We start from the raw sequence: 19,802 nt of genomic DNA, 5'->3' as shown, positions 1-19,802 counted from the left end.
CACCGAACGCCCGAGGCCCCTGCCGAGGGCTTGCGCTTTCACGTCCCGAAATAACCAAAGCGCCGTCCGTTCGGGCGGCGTTTTATTTTTCCTCTCGCCAACCCGTTCAGCGCTTGCTAGCCCTTGGGGCATGACACAGACACCCAATATCGTTCTGACGGGCCATATCGACGTTCCCGAGGATCGGCGCGAGGCCGTCCGGGCCGCCCTGCCCGCGCATATCGAATTAACCCGCGCCGAACCGGGCTGTCTGTCCTTTCTGGTGGTCGAAGACCGCTGCCACCCCGGTCGCTTCAATGTCTCGGAACGCTTTACGGATCGTGCCGCCTTTGACGCGCATCAGGAACGTATGAAAGCCTCGGATTGGGCGACCATCACCGCGGGCATCCCGCGCCACTACACCGTGACCGAGGTCGCTGCGTGACCTCTACCGCACGCGCCGCCATATGGATGACCGGAGCCATCGGTTCGTTTTCGATCATGGCGATGGCTGGAAGGGCAGTCAGCCTGCAGTTGGATACGTTCGAGCTGATGCTGTACCGGTCCGCGGTCGGGCTTTGCATCATTCTGGCTGTTCTGACGCTAGCGCGGCGCTGGCACATGGTCTCGCGCCACAATCTTGGCCTGCATTTCACCCGCAATCTGGCCCATTTTGCAGGGCAGAACCTGTGGTTCTATGCGCTAACTTTAATCCCCTTGGCTCAGGTCTTCGCCCTCGAATTCACCTCGCCGCTTTGGGTCGTGTTCTTGGCACCGTTTCTGCTTGGCGAACGACTGACGCTGTCGCAAATCCTGTGTGTCGCAAGCGGCTTTGTCGGGATCCTGATCATCACCGCACCTTCGCTGTCTGAACCGACCACATCGACGGGAACGCTGGCGGCGGCAGCATCCGCGATTTGCTTCGCGCTGACGGCCGTCTTTACGCGCAAATTGACGCGATCCCATTCAACGCTGTCGATCCTGTTCTGGCTGACCAGCATGCAACTTGGGCTTGGATTGGTCTGCGCCGGGATAGACGGAGCAATCACCCTCCCGCAGGGCTGGAACTATCTATGGCTGCTCATCATCGGCTGCGCGGGATTGCTGGCGCACACCTGTCTGACACAGGCATTGTCGCTTGCGCCGGCCTCGGTTGTGATCCCGATTGATTTTACCCGCTTGCCGCTGATCGCGCTTGCGGGTGCTGTGTTCTATGACGAACCTATCGGGGTAGCGCTGATTGTCGGCGGCCTGATCATTATCGCCGCCAACATCATCAGCATCCGATCGTCTGAAAGCAAGCGCGCCAAATAGACCTTCAAACGTATGTAAACGCACGGTTAATCTTAAAGAACCGTGTCAATTTCACATCGCCAATCTGACAATTCACGACCTGACGTCACATGACCTGAGGTAAAGATTGACCCTAATAGTCAGCTGCAAATACGTTTTTGCCAATGCAGCCGCCCCGGAGGAGACGGCGTTCATTCATAAGTCCCAGGGAGGAGACATGAAAAAACAAACCCTAAAGATCGCGGCAGCATTGACCGTCGCGGCGACAGCAGCGCAGGCTGGCATTGACCGCTCGGGCCAGGATATCGGCGTGCTGTTCGAAGAAGGAAACTACTTTCAGTTTAGCTTCGCGAATGTCGACCCGGACATCACCAGTGATGCGACAGGTACCACTCAATCTGCCGTCCCGTTCTCGACTTTCTCGTTCGGTTACAAACAACAGTTCAACGAAAACCTGAGCTTCGCGTTGATCTGGGACCAACCCTATGGCGCGGATATCCAGTATATCGACGGCCCTGCAGCTGGCGGATCTGCGTTTATCGACAGCCAACAGCTGACCGGCATTCTGCGCTATGAGATGGGCAACGGATTTTCGGTTCACGGTGGTGCGTTCTTGCAGAAACTCTCGGGTCAGATCACGTCTGGCGCCGGCCTGCTAGATGCGACCAGCAACAATGAACTCGGTGGCGTCGTTGGTGTCGCCTATGAAAAGCCCGAGATCGCCCTTCGCGTCGCTCTGACCTATTTCACCGGCGTTGATCACGAGTTGACAGGCACCCACAACTTTGCACCGACGACCGGTACGGTGTCGATGCCAGAAGCCTTCAACTTGGACTTCCAGACAGGTATTGCGCAGAACACATTGCTGTTTGGCTCGGTGCGCCACGCCAAATATGACGGCATCTCGCTGGACACCGCCGGTCCCGTGAACTGGGTGAATTTCGTTGATGACGTTACCAGCTATGAGCTGGGCGTTGGCCGCAAGCTGAACGACAACTGGTCGGTTGCTCTGACATTGGGTTACAGCGGTGGTGCAGACACTGGCACTACCTTCCTTGCCCCTGCTGGTTCGGCCACCTCGGTTGGCCTTGGCGCGTCCTACACCACCGGTGACATCAAAATCTCGGGCGGCGTACGCTACACCAAGTTCGCCGAGAAATCGGTGTTCGGTGTTCCCTTCGAAGGCAGCGCGCTTTCCGCGGGTGTCAGCGTCGGAGTTGCCTTCTGATCTGACAAGAAAAAACCTAAGGATACGCCCCGCCTATGCGCGGGGCGTTTTCTTTTGTGACAGAAGCATTTGACCCCGTTGCGTCAGCCAATTACCAAAGGGCCGAAACACAAGGTGACAGGCATGCTTTATCAATCCTCAGCGAACTGGCAGTCAGCTACGCATAAGCGGGTGCTTTTCTTTGGCATGTCAGGGCTTGGCAAAACCTATTTGTCCAATTTGCTGCGTGATCAGGGCGACTGGTTCCACTATTCGATCGATTACCGCATCGGTACGCGGTACATGGGCGAACACATCGCAGACAACTTCAAGGCCGAAGCGATGAAGGTCCCGTTCCTGCGCGAGCTTCTGATGTCAGACTCGATCCGCATCACCTCGAAGATCAGCTTTGAAAACCTGACACCCGTAGCAACCTATCTGGGCAAGCCCGGTGACGTGAACAAAGGCGGCTTGCCGATCGAGGAATATCGTCGTCGGCAGGATCAGTTCAAAGCGGCCGAAATCTCGGCCCTGATGGACACCGCATCCTTCATTGATCGCGCGGAACGCATCTATGACTATCCGCATTTCATCTGCGACAGCGGTGGGTCAATTTGCGAGTGGATCGACCCAGCCCTTGGTGAACACGACCCCATTCTGGCAGAGCTCAGCAAGCATTGCCTTCTGGTCTGGCTGCGCGGGGATGAAGCGCACACGCAAAAGTTGGTCGAGCGGTTTGATCGCGCGCCCAAGCCAATGGCGTATCAGCCAGAATTCCTTGCGCGAGTTTGGGTTGAATATCTGAACGAATTCAACATCAAAGAAGATGATGTTGACCCTGACGCCTTCATCCGCTGGACCTATGCGCAGGCGCTCAATCATCGTCAGCCACTATATGAACACATGGCGCGCTATGGCGTATCGCTCTGCGCCCATGAAGTCGCTCAGATCAAGTCACCGAAAGACTTTGACCGCATGGTCGCTGCGGCCATTGACGCACACTAAACGCACCCCATCTATATCCCTTCCCTAGAAAAAGGACCGGTCCCATGCCCATCAAGATCCCCTCGACCCTGCCAGCAGTAGATGTGCTGAAGGACGAAGGCGTGATGGTCATGCCCGAGGATCAGGCCGCCAAGCAGGACATCCGCCCGATGCGGATCGCCCTGCTGAACCTGATGCCCAAGAAGATCGAAACCGAGACCCAGTTTGCCCGGCTGATCGGATCACATCCGCTTCAGATCGAGCTGACTTTGCTGCGCCCATCCGAGCACACCTCGAAAAACACCAGCGAGGCCCATATCGGCGCGTTCTATCAGCCGTGGGAAGAAGTGAAGGACCAGAAGTTCGACGGGTTGATCATCACCGGCGCCCCGATCGAACATCTGCCCTTTGAAGAGGTCACCTATTGGGATGAGCTGACCCAGATTCTCGACTGGACCCAGACCAACGTGCATTCCACCTTCGGTGTCTGCTGGGGCGGAATGGCGATGATTTATTACTTCCACGGCGTCAAGAAGCACATCCTGGACGCCAAGGCTTTTGGGTGTTTCCCGCAAAAGAACATGGCCCCTGCCTCACCGTATTTGCGCGGCTTTTCAGACAGTTGCGTCGTTCCGGTCAGCCGCTGGACTGAAATGAAGCAGGGTGAGGTTGACGCCGCCACTGGCCTTCAAACCCTGCTCGGGTCTGACGATACCGGCCCCTGCCTGATCGAGGACAAAGCCCATCGCGCACTCTATATCTTCAACCATTTCGAATATGACGATCTGACCCTGAAAGGCGAATACGACCGCGACGTGGCCAAAGGCGCGCCGATCAACGTGCCGATGAACTACTATCCGAACGACGATCCAACCCGTCCGCCCCAGAACCGTTGGCGCAGCCATGCGCATCTTCTGTATCAAAACTGGATCTCAGAGATGTACATGACCACGCCTTACGACATCAATCAGATCGGTCAGGCCGTTAAGGATCGCCGCATCTAAGCTGATTGCCAAACGCCTTCTCGGCCCCCATATTGGTGTGAAATCAGGAGTTTGCCTATGTCCCTGCCCTTTGATGGCGCCATTTCCGAGTTCTTTCACAGCACCGCCCCCGACGTGGTGCGTGACGCCATCAAAAATGGATCAAAGAAGGATATCCTGTCGGAAAGCTATCCGTACAAGAAGCCGATCGACAAAGATGTCTACGAGGCCGAGCTTGAGGCGCTTCAGTTGGAACTTGTGAAGTTCCAGGCCGATGTGAAAGCAACCGGCAAACGGGTGGTTGTGGTCTTTGAAGGCCGCGATGCGGCGGGCAAAGGCGGCACGATCAAGCGCTTCCGCGAGAACCTGAACCCGCGGGTCGCACGGGTCGTGGCCCTGTCCAAACCCTCGGACCGCGAGGCTGGCGAGTGGTATTTCCAGCGTTATGTCAAACACTTGCCTACTGAAGGTGAGATCGTTCTGTTCGACCGCAGCTGGTATAATCGCGGCGTGGTCGAGAAGGTCTTTGACTTCTGTAAAGACAGCCAACGCGAAGCCTTCTTCCGCCAACTGCCCGAGTTCGAGGATATGCTGGTCGACGAGGGCATCCATTTCGTTAAAATCTGGCTGAACGTCGGCCGCGCCGAACAGCTTCGTCGTTTCCTGTCACGTGAAAAAGACCCGCTAAAACAGTGGAAGCTCAGCTGGATCGACGTCGAAGGGTTGAACCGCTGGGACGCCTATTCGGACGCCATTCAGGAAACCTTCGACCGCAGTCACCGTCCTAAATCCCCGTGGACCGTCATCCGCTCGGACGACAAGAAGCGCGCGCGTCTTGCGGCGCTGAAAGCCGTGCTGCAAGGCAGTGACTACGCTGGGAAAGACAACAATGTCGCCTGTGCACCGGACGACATGATCTGCGGTGGACCCGAACTTTGGGCTGAGGGTGAAAATGCCTAAGCGCGGCTATCACCACGGCAACCTGCGTCAGGCACTGGTCGATGCAGCCCTGGCCCTGATCGAAGAAAAAGGTCCCACGGGCTTCACCTTGTCCGAGGCCGCCAAACAGGCGGGCGTGACGCCCGCTGCGGTCTATCGACACTTCGCAGGCCGCGACGACCTGATCGCCGAAGCGGCACGTCAGGGCTATGAAATCTTCGCGGATCTGATGGAATTTGCCTATGACAAAGGCCAGCCCTCGGCGCTTGCCAGTTTCGAGGCCACCGGCCGCGCCTATCTGGCTTTCGCACGTAAGTACCCCGGCCATTATATCTCGATGTTCGAAAGCGGGATTTCCGTCAATCGCTCACCGGAACTGGCCATGGTCTCATCCCGCGCCATGGGCGTTCTGGAAAAAGCTGCAAGCAAGCTGACCGAGAATATGCCCGAAGACAAACGTCCACCTTCCCGCATGGTCAGCGCCCATATCTGGGCCATGAGCCACGGTGTGGTCGAGCTGTTCGGCCGCGGCAGCCCCGGCCAGAAAAGCCCGTTTCCACCCGAAGAGCTTCTGGAAAGCGGGATTGGGATTTATCTGCGTGGGCTTGGTCTGATCAAAGCGGACGACTAAACCAAGCCGCTCATTTTCTTGCCAGAAATATCCTGGGGGAGTCTGAGGCCCATCGGGCCTCGGGCGGGGGCAACGCCCCCTTTAGGCTCACAACGTGAGCCACCGACAGCTTAGGCCAACAGCTTGTGACACAGCTCCAGCCCGTCAATCAGCGTGTCGACCTCGTCCTTGGTGTTATACAACCCGAAGGACGCACGCGCCGTGGCGGCGACGCTCAGAAGCTCCATCAGGGGTTTGGCGCAATGATGCCCAGCTCGTACCGCGATGCCCTTCTTATCCAGAATGGTCGAGATATCATGCGCATGTGCCGCGCCATCCATGGTCAGCGAGAAGATCGCAGCCTTGCCCGACGCATGCCCCTGCACATTCACCCAATTCAGCCCGGCGAAACGTTCGGCTGCATAAGCGGCCAGCGAGGCCTCATGGGCTGCGACATTTTCCATGCCCAGATCCATCAGGTATTCTAGGGCTGCCCCCATCCCGATGGTCTGGACGATACCCGGCGTGCCGGCTTCGAATTTCAACGGCGGTTTGGCATAGGTCACCGTGTCTTTCGTGACTTCGTTGATCATGTCGCCGCCGCCAAAGAACGGTTGCATCTCGGCCTGACGATCCGCGCGGATATAGATCGCGCCGGACCCCGACGGGCCATAGAGCTTGTGCCCGGTGATCGCATAGAAATCACAGCCGATATCCTGCACATCCACCGGCATATGAACGGCCCCTTGCGAGCCATCAACCAGAACCGGAACGCCCTTCGTGCGGGCACCCGAGCAGATTGTTTTCACGTCAACAATGGTTCCCAACACGTTCGAGCATTGGGTGATCGCGATCAGCTTGGTCCGATCCGTAATTGCATCCAGCACCTTCTGCGGGTCCAGCGACCCGTCCAGCTCCGGGTCGATCCATTTCAGAACCACGCCCTGACGTTCGCGCAGGAAGTGCCACGGGACGATGTTGGCGTGATGCTCCATCGTGGACAGAATGATTTCGTCACCTGCCTGCATCCGCGGCGCAGCCCAGGCATACGAAACAAGGTTAATGCCCTCGGTCGTGCCCGAGTTGAAGACGATCTCGTCCTCAGAACCCGCATTCAGGAACTTCGCAACGATTCCGCGCACGGCCTCGTAACGCTCGGTTGACAGGTTTGACAGGTAATGTAGCCCGCGATGGACGTTCGAGTACTCTTCCGCATAGCCACGCGTGATCGCGTCGATCACCACCTGAGGTTTCTGTGCCGACGCCCCGTTGTCCAGATAGGTCAACGGTTTGCCGTTCACCTCGCGCGCGAGGATCGGAAATTCACTGCGGATCTTGTTGATATCATACATGAACGGCTCCGATCATTGTGCGGGCAATTCGATGGGTTCAACCCCAAGAAGCACCAGGATAAAGGACAGGGCAAACACGGCCAGCACCATGAAAATCAGGATCGACGTGAAGACGAGTCCGATCGACTGGAACCCATGATTTTCCGCTGTGAAATGGCTGAGAACCCAGAAGAAGAGAAAGACCGAGGCGAACATCAAAAGCGCCGCCATCGCCGGTGCGATCAGAGACAGGATAACGGTCAGAACCTGCAGGCCCAGAAAGATGAACTCCATCCAGACCACAGTCATGATCGCGTTTTCCAGACTGCCCTGCCCGCCCATCAGGCGCCCAATCACATAGATCGCCGTGCTCAGTGCGAACATGAACGCGCCTTCGACCACGCCCAGCAAGATCGGATTGGACAATACTGGTCCCATTAGCTGCGCATCAATCGGAAACAGGACATCAGCAATCACGCTGAGGCCGGTCGCCAAAACCACCATCAGCAACAGCGCCGTCCAAAGGGTCTCGCGGCTTAGCCCCAAATCAAACAGGTCGCGCGCCACTTTGCGCGGTTCCGGCACGGTTTGAAGCGCCATCCCAAACAGGTATCCGGGGGTGAACTGCATCACTCTGCCTTGCTTGTTTCTAACGGGCCACGTTCGGCCTCGCGCAGATTGATAGACCAGAACAGGACAAACACCACAAGGGCCAGAAGCCCCACCAGCGACAATTGGACACCCGGACCGATAAAGCCGGCCACAAGGCCCCAGAGCAGCCAAACGGGTGCCGCACAAAGAAGTGACCAGAACAGTGCAAAGCGCGCGGAATAGGCGCTGCCCTTGCCACCGAGCACCCGCGCGGCCAAATGGCTAATCGTACCAAGCACATAAAGCACCAAGGGCATAATGAAGAGCCACCCCAAAAGGGTCGCGCCCAACAGCATGTTCAGCTCTTCGCCGGTTTCATGCGCTTGCCGCGCAAGACGCGGCATCTGGGCGGCAAAGACCAGCGCGCAGGCAAACATCAGAACCGCCAGCGCCCGATCTTCACGCGGGCCGTCCCCCACGCGGCGGCGAAACACCGCGCGCGGGTTGCGATAGGACTGAACCATATCTTGCAGGACCGACACCAGACGCCCCCCTCAGATCAACCGCGGCGTCGTGCCAACCAGGCGTCCAGACGCCCGGTGACATCAGCTGCGATATCTTCGTCCTCGATCTCTTCGATGGCGTCGGCCAAGAACGCCAACACAAGAAGATCGGTCGCAATTGGCGTCGGAACGCCACGCGAACGCAGATAAAACAGCGCCTCTTCGTCGATCGCCCCTGTGGTCGACCCATGCGAACAGATCACATCATCGGCGTAGATCTCAAGCTCGGGTTTTGCCTGGAAGCTCGCATCGTCATCCAAAAGAAGCGACTGGGACTTCTGATAGCCATCCGTTTTCTGCGCGTCCGGCTTCACAAGGATCTTACCTTGGAACACGCCTTTTGCACCGTTCTTCAGCACTTTCTTGAAGACCTGACGGCTTTCGCAAGCCACAGCATCATGCGTGATGAAAACCGTGTCGTCGTGATGGAATTCGTGTTCAGCCCCGTCACCAAGCGCCGCGCCAGCGATATGGGCCACGGCGTTATCACCAACAATGTCGATCACGCATTCATTGCGCGTCAGCTTGCCGTTCACCGTCACTGTGAAGCTTTTGAAGGTCGCTTCGGCATCAACGCGCGCGAAGACATGCGTTATGGCCTGACGGTCATGATCCCGGCCCTGCGCACGTACATGGTGGAAAGCCGCGCCTTTGGCGACATCCACCTCAAGAACACTCGAGAACCGTGCAGCGGCTGGACCGTTTTCGAGCAACGTCAGCTCGGCCCCGTCTTCCAGCCGAATAACGCTGTGCAAAATCGCATCCGAGTTGGCATCTTCGTGGCGATAAACCAAGCTCACAGGACGGCTGAGGGCGCCCGTTACCCGGATCACCACCCCGTCGGTGGCCATTGCGGTGTTATGCACGGCGATGGGGCGATTGACGGGGGTTTGCCCGCGGGTTTCCAGCACACCATACAAATCTTTGGCCCAGTGAATGTCCTTTGCTGCCGCATCCGCGAGGCGCTCGATCTCAAGCCCTTCGCCTTCCAGCGCATCAGATTCCTCGGCACTAAATACACCGTCGACAAACACGACCTTCAGGCGGTCAACGTCGCTAAAGAGCGGCTCTTCACCTTCATAATCAAGAACTTCTGCGGTATCCGCAACGGCACTGATCAGGCTGTCTGGACGGGTCCATTTCCAATACTCATCCCTGCGCGTGGGCAGCCCCATCGCGGCCAGACGGCTTGCGGCATCTGCACGCGCATCTGCCAACCAAGCCCCCGAGGCCGGGCGCGCGTCGGCGCTGATCAGAGCTGCCTGCATTTTCACAGCGGTGCTCATGCGTCGATCTCCGCCAGGATATCGGCATAGCCGTTGTGCTCGACTTCCAGTGCCAGCTCGGGACCACCCGATTTCACGATGCGGCCAGCGGCCATGATGTGCACCACGTCGGGTTTAATGTGATCCAGCAGACGCTGATAGTGGGTGATCACAAGGAACGAGCGGCCTTCGTCACGCAGCGCGTTCACGCCTTCCGACACCAGTTTCATCGCGTCCACGTCCAGACCCGAGTCCGTTTCGTCCAAGATGCACATCTTGGGCTCAAGCATCGCCATCTGCAGGATCTCGTTACGCTTCTTTTCACCACCCGAGAAACCCACGTTCACGGGGCGCTTCAGCATATCCGCGTCGATTTTCAGGTCTTTTGCCTTGGCACGGACAAACTTCAGGAAGTCGGCGGCCGACATTTCCTCTTCTCCGCGTGCTTTGCGCTGTGCGTTCACCGCGGTGCGCAGGAAAGTCATGTTGCCTACGCCGGGGATCTCGACCGGGTATTGGAAGGCCAGAAACAGGCCCGCAGCGGCGCGCTCTTCCGGCTCCATGTCCAGCAGCTCTTCGCCGTCCAGCGTTGCGTCTCCAGCGGTTACTTCATAGCCGTCACGGCCCGACAACACGTACGACAAGGTCGATTTGCCCGATCCGTTCGGCCCCATGATCGCGTGCACTTTGCCAGCCGGCACTTCCAAATCCACGCCTTTGAGGATCTGCTTATCCTCTTCTTCAAGTTTGACGTGCAGGTTGTTGATTTTAAGCATCTTTATTGTCCTTCAAGACCATCGCCAGCGTCGTGGCGGTCAAATATTCATCAGGCCGGGCTTAGCCCACAGACCCCTCAAGCGAAATCGCCACAAGCTGTTGGGCTTCCATGGCAAATTCCATTGGCAGGGCTTGCAGCACCTCTTTGGCGAAGCCGTTGACGATCAGGGCCACGGCCTCTTCTTCGTCCATGCCCCGCTGGCGGCAATAGAACATCTGTTCTTCATCCACCTTCGATGTGGTCGCCTCGTGCTCAACGCGGGACGAGTTGTTCTTCACCTCGATATAGGGAACCGTGTGCGCCCCGCATTTATCGCCGATCAGCAAGCTGTCGCACTGCGTATAGTTGCGCGAGTTCTTGGCTTTCGGGTGCATCGACACCAGACCACGATAGGTGTTCTGTGCTTTACCTGCCGAGATGCCCTTCGACACAATGCGCGATTTAGTATCGCGGCCCAGATGCACCATCTTCGTGCCGGTATCGGCCTGCTGATAGTTGTTGGTGATCGCGATGGAGTAAAACTCGCCCTGGCTTTCCGCGCCGCGCAGGATGCAGGACGGGTATTTCCACGTCACAGCCGACCCGGTTTCCACCTGCGTCCACATCACTTTCGACCGGTCGCCACGGCAATCCGCGCGTTTGGTCACAAAGTTATAAATGCCGCCTTTGCCGTTTTCATCACCGGGATACCAGTTCTGAACGGTCGAGTATTTCACCTCGGCGTCTTCCTCGATGATGATCTCAACCACAGCGGCGTGCAGCTGCGCGGTGTCACGTTGCGGCGCGGTGCAGCCTTCCAAGTAGCTGACATAGCTGCCTTTATCGGCGATGATCAGCGTGCGCTCGAACTGGCCGGTGTTTTCTGCGTTGATGCGGAAATAGGTCGACAACTCCATCGGGCAGCGTGTGTTGGGCGGGATGTAGACGAACGACCCGTCCGAGAACACGGCCGAGTTCAGCGTCGCATAATAGTTATCCGACACCGGAACCACCGAGCCCAGATACTTCTTCACCAGCTCGGGATGCTCTTTGATCGCTTCCGAGATCGAACAAAAGATAACGCCCGCCTTCTTCAGCTCTGCTTGGAAGGTCGTGCCCACGGACACCGAGTCAAACACGGCGTCCACGGCGACCTTGCGACCCTCGGCGGGCATATCCTCGGCACCGTCGACGCCAGCAAGGATCATCTGCTCTTTCAGTGGAATGCCCAGCTTCTTGTATGTTTCCAGTAGCTTGGGATCTACATCATCCAACGACTTGGGTTTTTCTTCCATCGATTTCGGACGGGCATAGTAATACTGGTCTTGAAAGTCGATTTCCGGATAATTCAGCAGCGCCCAGCTGGGTTCATCCAGCTTTTCCCAACGGGCAAACGCCTCGAGACGCCATTCGGTCATCCATTCGGGTTCGTCATTCTTGTCAGAAATCAGACGGACGATATCGGGGTTCACGCCTTTGGGGGCGTATTCCATCTCGATCTCGGTTTCCCAGCCGTATTTATAGGCCCCGGCAAGCGATTTTACCGCTTCTACGGTTTCCTCTTCAACGCCTTCCTTGGCGATCAGTTCATCCACACCGGCCACTTTTTGTCCTTTCAATCCGCAGGGGGCTAACGTCCCCGCGCGCGGAATTTCTCATGTTCGTGAAGCCAGGCCTGTGCAAAAGCCCGGACTTCCGTCTCACTTGTCAAAGGTCCAAGCGAGACGCGCAAAGCGCATCCCGCGTGGTCCTGATCAAATCCCATTGCCGCCAAAGCAGCGCTGGATTTTACCTTCCCCGATGAACAGGCCGAACCCGCGGAAACCGCAAATCCGGCCAGGTCCATCACCATCACCTGCGTCTCACCTTTCCAGCCCGGAGTGACGAAACACGAGGTGTTGGGAAGCCTGTTCGCGACTTTCCCGACAAAAATAGTCTTATTCGCCGATTCCGCAATGGTGTTTTCTAGAATCTTTCTAAGTTTCTCGACCTTCGACCAGGTTCCGGCTTCCAAATCTTTCTGCGCGGCAACCGCAGCGGCGGCAAATCCCGCAATCCCGATGACGTTCTCGGTCCCGGACCGGCGTCCCATCTCTTGCCCGCCCCCCTTAATCCGCGCCTCGATGTCGGTGCCTCGCTTTACGATCAGCGCGCCGACGCCCTTGGGACCACCAAGTTTGTGAGCCGATACGATCGCCATTTGGGCCCCGCACCAATTGAAAGCAAAAGGGATCTTGCCAAACGCCTGCGTGGCATCAGTCATGACTACGCCTTCAGGCAAGGTTTGGATCACCCCGGTCTCGGAATTTGCCAGTTGCAGCGTACTTTGCTGTGGTTCTGAAACAGTGACCGCGCCATGCCCATCAATCACCAAGTCTTCGGTGCACCATGACCGCACGGCGTCATGCTCGATCCCTGCGCAAGACAGATGCCGCCCCGCCAAAGCCAGCGCTGCAGCCTCGGTTGCAGAAGAGGTAAAGATTATATCTGCCCCTTCCGCCCCCAGCGCTGCTGCCAGATCCTTTCGCGCCCGCTCAATCATACCTTTCGCAGCACGCCCTTCAGCGTGAACCGAGGACGGGTTGCCCACAAGCTCCATCGCCTCGATCATCGCGGCCTTGGCCTCGGCCCGCAAAGGCGTCGTGGCGTTCCAATCCAGATACACGCGGCTCACCGGCGCACTCCTTCGCATTTTCTTGCCATAAATATCCTCGCCGAAGGCCTTAAATCGCCGCGAAGCGGCCTAGTCCTCGTCCACCACCGAAAACAGCGTGGGCACTGCGGGGCAAGGGGTCAGTTCATTCTTCACCACGTCCGACAGACGGGTTTGGTGCAGAAACACATAGACATGGGCCGAGAGGCCCTCCCACAACCGGTTGGTCATAGATTGCGCACGCGAGCCTGAGGACGCACCAGACGCGCCCGCGCCTTTGTGCATCGCTGATACGGTTTCATCCACGGCTTCCAGCACTTCCGACACGCGAATTTCCGATGCCGCGCGCGCCAGTTTATATCCTCCGCCCGGTCCACGGACGCTGTCCACCAACCCGGCACGGCGCAGTTTGACGAAAAGCTGCTCAAGATAGGGAAGCGAAATGTCCTGTCGTTTGGCCAAATCGGTCAACGAAAGAAGCGCCCCGTCGTCCTGCATCGCCAGATCCGCCAGCGCAACCATTGCATATCGGCCTTTTGTGGACAGCTTCATACCGTTCCCCCTGCAAAAACATTGACCTTTTCGGCCCTGACCACTAGGTCACTTAGGATTGGTGACACCGCGGACACGCCGCGCCCAGATCACCAACTCCGTATTATGGTGCGGGTCAGCCAGCGTCAAGAAAACCGGTTTTCTGACAGCTGCTGCCCCAGACAAACGAAAAAGAGGCCCAGACCAGATGCCCGAAGTGATTTTTGCAGGCCCCGAGGGCCGACTTGAAGGCCGCTATCACGCTCAGAAAGAAAAAGACGCCCCCATCGCCATCATCCTGCATCCGCACCCGCAGTTTGGCGGCACGATGAACAACAAAGTCGTCTATAACCTGCACTATGCCTTCCACAACATGGGCTTCAACGTGCTGCGCTTTAACTTCCGTGGCGTGGGCCGCAGTCAAGGCGAATATGACCAAGGCGTGGGTGAGCTGTCGGATGCGGCCTCGGCGCTGGATTACCTGCAATCGATGAACCAGAACGCCAAGCATTGCTGGGTTGCCGGGTTCTCGTTCGGGGCATGGATCGGCATGCAGCTTTTGATGCGCCGTCCAGAAATCACCGGCTTCGTCTCGGTTAGTCCGCCCGCAAACATGTATGACTTCAGCTTCCTGGCACCCTGCCCCAGCTCTGGTCTGATCATCAACGGCACGGCAGACCGTGTTGCGCCGCCGGCTGACACGCACACGCTGGTCAACAAGCTGCACGAACAAAAAGGCATCACCGTCACCCATGAAGAGATCCCGGGATCTGGTCACTTTTTCGAAGATGACCACATGGACACGATGATCACCCATGTGGACGAATATGTCCGCCGCCGCCTGACCGAGACCACGCGCTGAGGCCCTGATGGATCTGCTGGAACAAGTCGCCGACAAACTGGCACAAGAAGTTCTTGATGCCGCGCGGATGACCGGAAATGACGCATTGGTGGACGAGGTCAAGAAGACCATCGGTGCGTCATCTACCACACTAGAAGAAGCATTCATGACAGCCGTCCGCATCCGTCGGGCAGAGGCGCGCGGTCGTGACACTCTCCGACGTCTTTTGGAAAAAGAGACGCTGGGCTGAAATTGCGTGACATAACTCGCCCCGGGTTTCTCAATCAGAATATGACCGCCCGTGTTTCGATCTTGCAATTTATAACCGCGAACTCTCCCTCTCGGTTCACACAATCCCCTATCTAACGCAAGATTTTCTGCTGCGCCCAAGACGACTTGGTCGCATTCTGGACACATTTTAAACTCAATTGTGGCAATTTCCCGTTTTCTGTGCCAAACTGAACATTATTTGACTCAAGTTAGTGTCTTTTTTGACCAACGAATTTTGTGAAGCAGTACTTTAAGAGGGGTGAAAAATGCTTACACGTAAGACAGCGCTGGCCGCGCTTGCAATGGCTGGTGCGGTCTGGGGGGGATCCACACAGATCGCGCATGCAAAGCAATACTGTAATGTGTCAACAGCGAAACTATCGCTGGAAACCGATGTGCTTTGCAAATGCGAAGTCGTCACAATGCAGATGCTTCGCTATATCCAGCGTCAGGATGAGTTTCTGAACGTTCTTGCTGATGTTACGCAAGAATGTCCGGCATTCGCCGACGCGCTGAACGCGCTACCGACGGCAACGACGGTCGTGCCGCCGCCTTCGCACCGCGACAAGGATGGCAAAATTCCGAAACTCGTTCCGCGACCCGGACCAGGTGAAGGTCCTGATGACGGCGGAGGAGATGGTCCGGGTGATGGGGACAACCCAGATCCGGGTGACCCGGGTGACAATCCGGATCCCGGTGAACCCGGTGACAACCCGGATCCTGGTGAACCCGGCGACAATCCGGATCCAACCGGAGACGGCGACGGTGACGGTGACGGCGACGGTGACGGAGATGGCACCGATGGTGACGGAGATGGCACCGATGGTGACGGCGACGGTACCGATGGTGACGGCGACGGAACTGGCGATGACGACGATGGCACCGATGGTGATGGCGACGGAACCGGCGATGGCCGTGGTGGCCCACAAGGCGACAATGGCATCGGTAACGGCGGTGGCGATGGCGTACCCGGCAAATCGGGCAAGGATGACGACGACCGCTGATATCTTTAGCCCCTGATTACGGGCGGAAAGAGAAATTACAAAAAATTAACCCGGCAAGAAGTGTTCTCTTGCCGGGTTATTTCGTTGTGAATCAGTTTTAGCCCTGTGTTTGTAGGAGCTGTACACCATGAAGAAGCCCGACCGGCGGTGGGAGCGGCTAAGTCATGTGTATCTGACAAAAAAAGAGCACAGCCGCACCCTTTCTATTGCTTGATCTGATTGCTGTACCGCAAACCTAATGCGTTTCGGGATAAACTTGAGACACAAGCTTGTCGTGAAACGCCCGCAATACAGAAATCTTGCACTGCGCTTCGGTTTTCCCCTGCGTCAGGTTATAACCGAAACGCTTTGGGCGAACTTCAGCCCCATTCATCCTCCGGCGATGACATTCACCCATCGTGACGGTTTGTTAGGGTCTTGCATCCGCAAGAACACATATCGGGTGTCCCGCCAGTTCCGGATCGAATTGGTAACGTTATCCAAAACCATGTCGCCTTGTTCCGTGCGCACAACCAACACCGCATGCGGGCGTCTGCTTCGATCTAGAACCGTCGCGATCAATAAACGCTGAGGGTTAATGCCCTTGCCAATCAGGGCGCGTTTCTTGGCCAAAGCGTAGTCTTCGCAATCGCCGCCTCGGCTTGTTGGTATTGCCCAACGCTCGGCCTCGCCATATTGCTGACTGTCTTCAATTGCCGGTGTTGATCGATTTATCTGCGAGTTCACGGCACGCACGACCTGCATCTGTCCCTGCGTGACAGTGCCGCTGGAAGATCCACGCGCACAGGCCCAGCTATAGGTGGAACACAGGCGTTGCGCGCCCGGCGGAGCCGTTCCCAATCCGCGCGATTTCAGGAAATCAGATCCGCTTGCGAACCCATCAGTCGGCGCGGCAAAGCTTGCCAACGCGGCCAACAGGGCTGCGCCAAAAGTTTTACGTCCAAGTGTACGAATACTGCCCGGACCAGAGAGCGTGGTCATCCATAAACCTCCATCGATCGCAAACTTAAAGGCACAAACATTTACAATTTGTGTCTTTGGCGTCAGCGACCAAAGTTGCCCCCCTCAGGCAAGCTCGACCTTGAACAGAACCAATGACCAAATCCAGCACTACTTGCACACTTACTGCAACATTTTACCGAGTGTGACAAAGCGCACACCCCAAGACCGCGCGTGAATCCGCCGACCTCGTCCTTGCATGACGGGAAGACAAAGCGCGCGAACGGGGTATTGACGTCGAGTTTTCCCCCAAAGCGATAAGAGGTTAGCTGAAATAGATGTCGTCGAACTTGTGTTCCAGATAGGCCAGCAACGGCTCGACCGAAACCGGTTTTCCCGTGGCATGTTCGATCGTCGCGCGTGGCGTACGCAGGCTTCCATGTTGTTGCAACTTGTCTGACAGCCATGCCGTGGCTGCGGACGAATCCCCCTGCCCCAACCTCGCATCCAGATCTGGCAGATCACTGCGCAGCGCGTCATAAAGACAGCCTGCATAGATGTTCCCAAGCGCGTAGGTCGGGAAATAGCCAAACAACCCGACGGACCAATGCACATCCTGCAACACGCCGTTAGACGCCTTGTCGACCTCGTATCCGAAATCAGCCGCGAACCGTTCATTCCATGCGGTTTCCAGATCCGTGACGTCCAGTTGCCCGCCAATCAGGCGACGCTCCAAGTCGAAGCGCAGCATGATGTGAAGGTTGTACTGAACTTCATCCGCTTCGGTGCGGATAAAACCCTTCTGAAGCCGGTTCACCATGCCATAAAACGCATCTGCATCGGTTGCGGGTGTTTTGCCGAACCGCTTCTCCATCTGGTCAAACAGCCAGCCGGTAAAGGCGCGCGAGCGGCCCAGTTGGTTCTCATAGATGCGCGATTGGCTTTCATGCACACCCATCGACGCCCCGCGCCCAATGGGTGTCAGCAGATAGGCGTTGTCGATGTTCTGTTCGTAACAGGCGTGCCCGACCTCGTGAATCGTCGAATAGAAACAATTGAACGGATCATCTTCCGAGGTCCGCGTGGTGATGCGCACATCCAACCCCGAGCCCGAGCTGAACGGGTGCACCGCCTTGTCGATCCGCCCGTGGGTCAGATCATACCCAAAAGTCTTTGCCAGCTTGGTCGAGAGCTTCAGCTGCTTCTTCTCAGCCCAGTTGCCCACAAGAATTTCAGGCTGGTTGGCCGCCCCCAGCGCCTTGTCGCGCAGTGTCACCAAACGCGGACGCATCGCATCAAAAAGCGTCTGGATATCGCCGCCCGTGATGCCGGGCTCGTAGTCGTCGAGCAGCGCGTCATAGAGGTCTTTACCATCCGCCAACGCGCTGGCTTCTTCGCGACGCAGCTTCACCACTTCTTCCAGAACCGGCTTGAAGGCGTCGAAATCATCCGCGGCCCGCGCCTCGGCCCATTTGCCCTGCGCGGCCGAGGTTACACGGGCCAGTTCTGCCGCCAGCGCCACAGGCACTTTCGCAGCACGGTCGCGCGCACGGCGGATTTCGCGGATCTGGGCGCGTCCAGCGTCGTCCAAACCCGCTTCGTCAATGGCTTCAAGCCAATCGCCAATACGCGGATCGTTGCGGCGGGCATGGAGGATCTTCTCCATCGCGGCCATTTCCTCGGCGCGTTGCGGCCCTGCCCCCTCGGGCATCACCGTTTCCTGATCCCAGCCCAAACGACCCGCCACTTCACCCAAGGCTTGGGTATCGCGGGCAAATTCCATCAGATCGTTAAATGCGCTCATTATTAGCTCCGAATGCTTTGTTCGGTTGGGTAGCCCGCAAGATACCGGGCGTTCAGGACCAGAACCCACACCAGCATCGCGCCGATTTGGTGTGTGATGGCCACATGCAGGGGCGAGGCTTGAAGGACGGTCGTGATGCCCAGAACAGCCTGCGCGCCAACCATCAGACAGGCCAAGGTAAAGCCCGTGCGCACCATCTGGTTGCCCGACTTGCGCGAAGCGCGCCAGATGACAATCGCAAAGATCACAAGCACATAGCCCACCATGCGATGCATGAATTGCACAAGGCCCGCGTTTTCAAAGAAGTTGCGCCACAGGGGCGTGATGTCGAAGGCCTCGGGCGGGAAGAACTGATCTGCCATCCACGGCCAATCCACGAAAGACCGCCCGGCGTCGATACCGGCCACCAGAGCACCCAACAGAATCTGCAGGAAGGCCAGATGCAACAGCCCCGTACCCATGCCAAAGAGCTTGCGCTCGCGCAAACGACGCGCCGCCATCAGGCTGGCCTCTTTGCGGCCCAGAAGCAGCACATACCATGTGATGAAGCCCAGGATCACGAAAGCCAGCCCCAGATGCACCGCCAAGCGATACGAGGCGACGTCGACGCGATCCCCCGTCAGACCCGAGGACACCATCCACCAACCAATAGCCCCCTGCAGCCCGCCAAGCGCGCCCAGAAGCAACAACCGGCCGGTCCAGCCATTGGGGATCTTGCGGGCGGCCAGAAAGCCGAAAAAGCCAATCGCCCAGACAAGGCCAATGAAACGACCCAGCTGACGATGGCCCCATTCCCACCAGTAAATGCTCTTGAACGCCTCAAGATCCATATGGCTGTTTTGCAGCTTGAACTCGGGGATCTCCTGATACTTGGCGAACTCGGCCTCCCACGCGGCTTGATCCATCGGCGGCATCGCCCCGGTGAACGGCGCCCATTCGGTGATCGAAAGACCAGAATCAGTCAGGCGCGTCAGGCCACCCACAACGACCATGATGGCCACGAGGGCGAACAGAAGCACCAGCCACAACCGAATGGCCCCACGCGCACCACCGCCGCCCGAACCGCGTTCGATCGCGCCGGTCTTTGGGGTGTCGCGCGCGCCCTCGTTGGCGTCGCTGACTTCCTCGAAAATGCTGCGGGGCTTGGACATCTGGCTCTCCGTTTCGCGTTTGGGCGATAATGGCCTCAGCCGTCGGGAAAGCCAAGGGGCCAAAGCGCGGGAATTCCCGCAAAAAATCGCCCGAAGATCGGCTCAAA

The 19,802-nt window shown here is 57.6% G+C and carries 21 protein-coding genes; 10 read left to right on the top strand and 11 right to left on the bottom strand.

Annotation, left to right across the window (positions count from 1 at the left end; translation table 11 throughout):
* The first annotated feature begins 130 nt into the window (after positions 1 to 130).
* The 7 genes from MWU53_RS04410 to MWU53_RS04380 all read left to right on the top strand — a co-directional run bounded on the left by MWU53_RS04410 (position 131) and on the right by MWU53_RS04380 (position 6,016).
* Positions 131 to 424 carry a putative quinol monooxygenase gene (locus MWU53_RS04410; RefSeq protein WP_247090860.1) on the top strand — a complete coding sequence of 98 codons (294 nt, stop codon included), beginning with the start codon at positions 131 to 133 and terminating at the stop codon, positions 422 to 424.
* A 26-nt stretch (positions 425 to 450) separates the two neighbouring features.
* Positions 451 to 1,293 carry a DMT family transporter gene (locus MWU53_RS04405; protein ID WP_247091752.1) on the top strand — a complete coding sequence of 281 codons (843 nt, stop codon included), beginning with the start codon at positions 451 to 453 and terminating at the stop codon, positions 1,291 to 1,293.
* A gap of 196 nt (positions 1,294 to 1,489) precedes the next feature.
* Positions 1,490 to 2,500 carry a hypothetical protein gene (locus MWU53_RS04400; protein WP_247090859.1) on the top strand — a complete coding sequence of 337 codons (1,011 nt, stop codon included), beginning with the start codon at positions 1,490 to 1,492 and terminating at the stop codon, positions 2,498 to 2,500.
* 123 nt (positions 2,501 to 2,623) lie between these two features.
* Positions 2,624 to 3,484 (top strand): ATPase, encoded by an 861-nt coding sequence (locus tag MWU53_RS04395; RefSeq protein ID WP_247090858.1) that lies wholly within the window; start codon positions 2,624 to 2,626, stop codon positions 3,482 to 3,484.
* A 44-nt stretch (positions 3,485 to 3,528) separates the two neighbouring features.
* Positions 3,529 to 4,467, top strand: coding sequence for a homoserine O-succinyltransferase (metA, locus tag MWU53_RS04390; RefSeq protein ID WP_247090856.1), 939 nt, complete (start codon positions 3,529 to 3,531; stop codon positions 4,465 to 4,467).
* Between the two features lie 57 nt (positions 4,468 to 4,524).
* Positions 4,525 to 5,406, top strand: a complete 882-nt coding sequence (gene ppk2 / locus MWU53_RS04385) for a polyphosphate kinase 2 (RefSeq protein WP_247090854.1) — start codon at positions 4,525 to 4,527, stop codon at positions 5,404 to 5,406.
* Positions 5,399 to 6,016, top strand: coding sequence for a TetR/AcrR family transcriptional regulator (locus MWU53_RS04380; RefSeq protein ID WP_247090852.1), 618 nt, complete (start codon positions 5,399 to 5,401; stop codon positions 6,014 to 6,016). The genes ppk2 and MWU53_RS04380 overlap by 8 nt, the downstream gene beginning before the upstream one ends.
* A 110-nt stretch (positions 6,017 to 6,126) precedes the next feature.
* Here MWU53_RS04380 and MWU53_RS04375 read toward each other — a convergent pair whose 3' ends face one another.
* The 8 genes from MWU53_RS04375 to MWU53_RS04340 all read right to left on the bottom strand — a co-directional run bounded on the left by MWU53_RS04375 (position 6,127) and on the right by MWU53_RS04340 (position 13,707).
* Positions 6,127 to 7,347, bottom strand: a complete 1,221-nt coding sequence (locus tag MWU53_RS04375; RefSeq protein ID WP_247090850.1) for a cysteine desulfurase — start codon at positions 7,345 to 7,347, stop codon at positions 6,127 to 6,129.
* A gap of 12 nt (positions 7,348 to 7,359) precedes the next feature.
* Positions 7,360 to 7,956, bottom strand: coding sequence for a YIP1 family protein (locus MWU53_RS04370; protein WP_247090848.1), 597 nt, complete (start codon positions 7,954 to 7,956; stop codon positions 7,360 to 7,362).
* Positions 7,956 to 8,459 (bottom strand): YIP1 family protein, encoded by a 504-nt coding sequence (locus MWU53_RS04365; protein WP_247090846.1) that lies wholly within the window; start codon positions 8,457 to 8,459, stop codon positions 7,956 to 7,958. Before MWU53_RS04365 ends, MWU53_RS04370 begins: the two co-directional genes overlap by 1 nt.
* Before the next feature lie 17 nt (positions 8,460 to 8,476).
* Positions 8,477 to 9,748, bottom strand: a complete 1,272-nt coding sequence (gene sufD, locus MWU53_RS04360) for a Fe-S cluster assembly protein SufD (RefSeq protein WP_247091750.1) — start codon at positions 9,746 to 9,748, stop codon at positions 8,477 to 8,479.
* A gap of 14 nt (positions 9,749 to 9,762) precedes the next feature.
* Positions 9,763 to 10,521 carry a Fe-S cluster assembly ATPase SufC gene (sufC, locus tag MWU53_RS04355; RefSeq protein WP_247090844.1) on the bottom strand — a complete coding sequence of 253 codons (759 nt, stop codon included), beginning with the start codon at positions 10,519 to 10,521 and terminating at the stop codon, positions 9,763 to 9,765.
* Positions 10,522 to 10,582: 61 nt separating this feature from the next.
* Positions 10,583 to 12,106: a Fe-S cluster assembly protein SufB gene (gene sufB, locus MWU53_RS04350; RefSeq protein WP_247090842.1), complete on the bottom strand. Its 1,524-nt coding sequence runs from the start codon at positions 12,104 to 12,106 to the stop codon at positions 10,583 to 10,585.
* A 26-nt stretch (positions 12,107 to 12,132) separates the two neighbouring features.
* On the bottom strand, positions 12,133 to 13,176 hold the full coding sequence (locus MWU53_RS04345; RefSeq protein WP_247090840.1) for an aminotransferase class V-fold PLP-dependent enzyme: 1,044 nt from the start codon (positions 13,174 to 13,176) through the stop codon (positions 12,133 to 12,135).
* A gap of 69 nt (positions 13,177 to 13,245) precedes the next feature.
* On the bottom strand, positions 13,246 to 13,707 hold the full coding sequence (locus MWU53_RS04340) for an Rrf2 family transcriptional regulator (RefSeq protein ID WP_247090839.1): 462 nt from the start codon (positions 13,705 to 13,707) through the stop codon (positions 13,246 to 13,248).
* Positions 13,708 to 13,894: 187 nt separating this feature from the next.
* Here MWU53_RS04340 and MWU53_RS04335 point away from each other — a divergent pair, with 187 nt between their 5' ends.
* From MWU53_RS04335 to MWU53_RS04325, 3 genes are all read left to right on the top strand, one after another.
* Positions 13,895 to 14,548 (top strand): alpha/beta hydrolase, encoded by a 654-nt coding sequence (locus MWU53_RS04335; RefSeq protein ID WP_108856288.1) that lies wholly within the window; start codon positions 13,895 to 13,897, stop codon positions 14,546 to 14,548.
* A gap of 7 nt (positions 14,549 to 14,555) precedes the next feature.
* The gene (locus MWU53_RS04330; protein ID WP_247090838.1) at positions 14,556 to 14,777 is read left to right on the top strand and encodes a hypothetical protein; all 222 of its coding nucleotides are present in this window, start codon (positions 14,556 to 14,558) and stop codon (positions 14,775 to 14,777) included.
* A 286-nt stretch (positions 14,778 to 15,063) separates the two neighbouring features.
* Complete coding sequence (locus MWU53_RS04325) at positions 15,064 to 15,801, top strand: hypothetical protein (RefSeq protein WP_247090837.1); 738 nt, start codon at positions 15,064 to 15,066, stop codon at positions 15,799 to 15,801.
* 369 nt (positions 15,802 to 16,170) lie between these two features.
* Here MWU53_RS04325 and MWU53_RS04320 read toward each other — a convergent pair whose 3' ends face one another.
* The 3 genes from MWU53_RS04320 to ctaA all read right to left on the bottom strand — a co-directional run bounded on the left by MWU53_RS04320 (position 16,171) and on the right by ctaA (position 19,695).
* On the bottom strand, positions 16,171 to 16,782 hold the full coding sequence (locus tag MWU53_RS04320; RefSeq protein WP_247090836.1) for a transglutaminase-like cysteine peptidase: 612 nt from the start codon (positions 16,780 to 16,782) through the stop codon (positions 16,171 to 16,173).
* A 283-nt stretch (positions 16,783 to 17,065) separates the two neighbouring features.
* Positions 17,066 to 18,544: a carboxypeptidase M32 gene (locus tag MWU53_RS04315; protein WP_247090835.1), complete on the bottom strand. Its 1,479-nt coding sequence runs from the start codon at positions 18,542 to 18,544 to the stop codon at positions 17,066 to 17,068.
* Positions 18,545 to 18,546: 2 nt separating this feature from the next.
* Positions 18,547 to 19,695, bottom strand: a complete 1,149-nt coding sequence (ctaA, locus tag MWU53_RS04310) for a heme A synthase (RefSeq protein WP_247090834.1) — start codon at positions 19,693 to 19,695, stop codon at positions 18,547 to 18,549.
* Positions 19,696 to 19,802: the final 107 nt, after the last annotated feature.

Source organism: Aliiroseovarius sp. S1123 (assembly GCF_023015885.1).
Lineage (GTDB): Bacteria > Pseudomonadota > Alphaproteobacteria > Rhodobacterales > Rhodobacteraceae > Aliiroseovarius.
This window is presented reverse-complemented; position numbering and strand designations above follow the sequence as displayed.

What these genes read in the sequence shown, in the direction of transcription:
- ctaA (WP_247090834.1), bottom strand. Translation starts at nt 19,695, where the DNA reads ATGTCCAAGCCCCGCAGCATTTTCGAGGAAGTCAGCGACGCCAACGAG.
- MWU53_RS04340 (WP_247090839.1), bottom strand. Translation starts at nt 13,707, where the DNA reads ATGAAGCTGTCCACAAAAGGCCGATATGCAATGGTTGCGCTGGCGGAT.
- MWU53_RS04400 (WP_247090859.1), top strand. Translation starts at nt 1,490, where the DNA reads ATGAAAAAACAAACCCTAAAGATCGCGGCAGCATTGACCGTCGCGGCG.
- MWU53_RS04380 (WP_247090852.1), top strand. Translation starts at nt 5,399, where the DNA reads ATGCCTAAGCGCGGCTATCACCACGGCAACCTGCGTCAGGCACTGGTC.
- MWU53_RS04335 (WP_108856288.1), top strand. Translation starts at nt 13,895, where the DNA reads ATGCCCGAAGTGATTTTTGCAGGCCCCGAGGGCCGACTTGAAGGCCGC.
- metA (WP_247090856.1), top strand. Translation starts at nt 3,529, where the DNA reads ATGCCCATCAAGATCCCCTCGACCCTGCCAGCAGTAGATGTGCTGAAG.
- MWU53_RS04370 (WP_247090848.1), bottom strand. Translation starts at nt 7,956, where the DNA reads ATGCAGTTCACCCCCGGATACCTGTTTGGGATGGCGCTTCAAACCGTG.
- MWU53_RS04405 (WP_247091752.1), top strand. Translation starts at nt 451, where the DNA reads ATGACCGGAGCCATCGGTTCGTTTTCGATCATGGCGATGGCTGGAAGG.
- MWU53_RS04315 (WP_247090835.1), bottom strand. Translation starts at nt 18,544, where the DNA reads ATGAGCGCATTTAACGATCTGATGGAATTTGCCCGCGATACCCAAGCC.
- MWU53_RS04325 (WP_247090837.1), top strand. Translation starts at nt 15,064, where the DNA reads ATGCTTACACGTAAGACAGCGCTGGCCGCGCTTGCAATGGCTGGTGCG.
- sufD (WP_247091750.1), bottom strand. Translation starts at nt 9,748, where the DNA reads ATGCAGGCAGCTCTGATCAGCGCCGACGCGCGCCCGGCCTCGGGGGCT.
- MWU53_RS04395 (WP_247090858.1), top strand. Translation starts at nt 2,624, where the DNA reads ATGCTTTATCAATCCTCAGCGAACTGGCAGTCAGCTACGCATAAGCGG.
- MWU53_RS04410 (WP_247090860.1), top strand. Translation starts at nt 131, where the DNA reads ATGACACAGACACCCAATATCGTTCTGACGGGCCATATCGACGTTCCC.
- sufC (WP_247090844.1), bottom strand. Translation starts at nt 10,521, where the DNA reads ATGCTTAAAATCAACAACCTGCACGTCAAACTTGAAGAAGAGGATAAG.
- MWU53_RS04375 (WP_247090850.1), bottom strand. Translation starts at nt 7,347, where the DNA reads ATGTATGATATCAACAAGATCCGCAGTGAATTTCCGATCCTCGCGCGC.
- MWU53_RS04330 (WP_247090838.1), top strand. Translation starts at nt 14,556, where the DNA reads ATGGATCTGCTGGAACAAGTCGCCGACAAACTGGCACAAGAAGTTCTT.
- ppk2 (WP_247090854.1), top strand. Translation starts at nt 4,525, where the DNA reads ATGTCCCTGCCCTTTGATGGCGCCATTTCCGAGTTCTTTCACAGCACC.
- MWU53_RS04320 (WP_247090836.1), bottom strand. Translation starts at nt 16,782, where the DNA reads ATGACCACGCTCTCTGGTCCGGGCAGTATTCGTACACTTGGACGTAAA.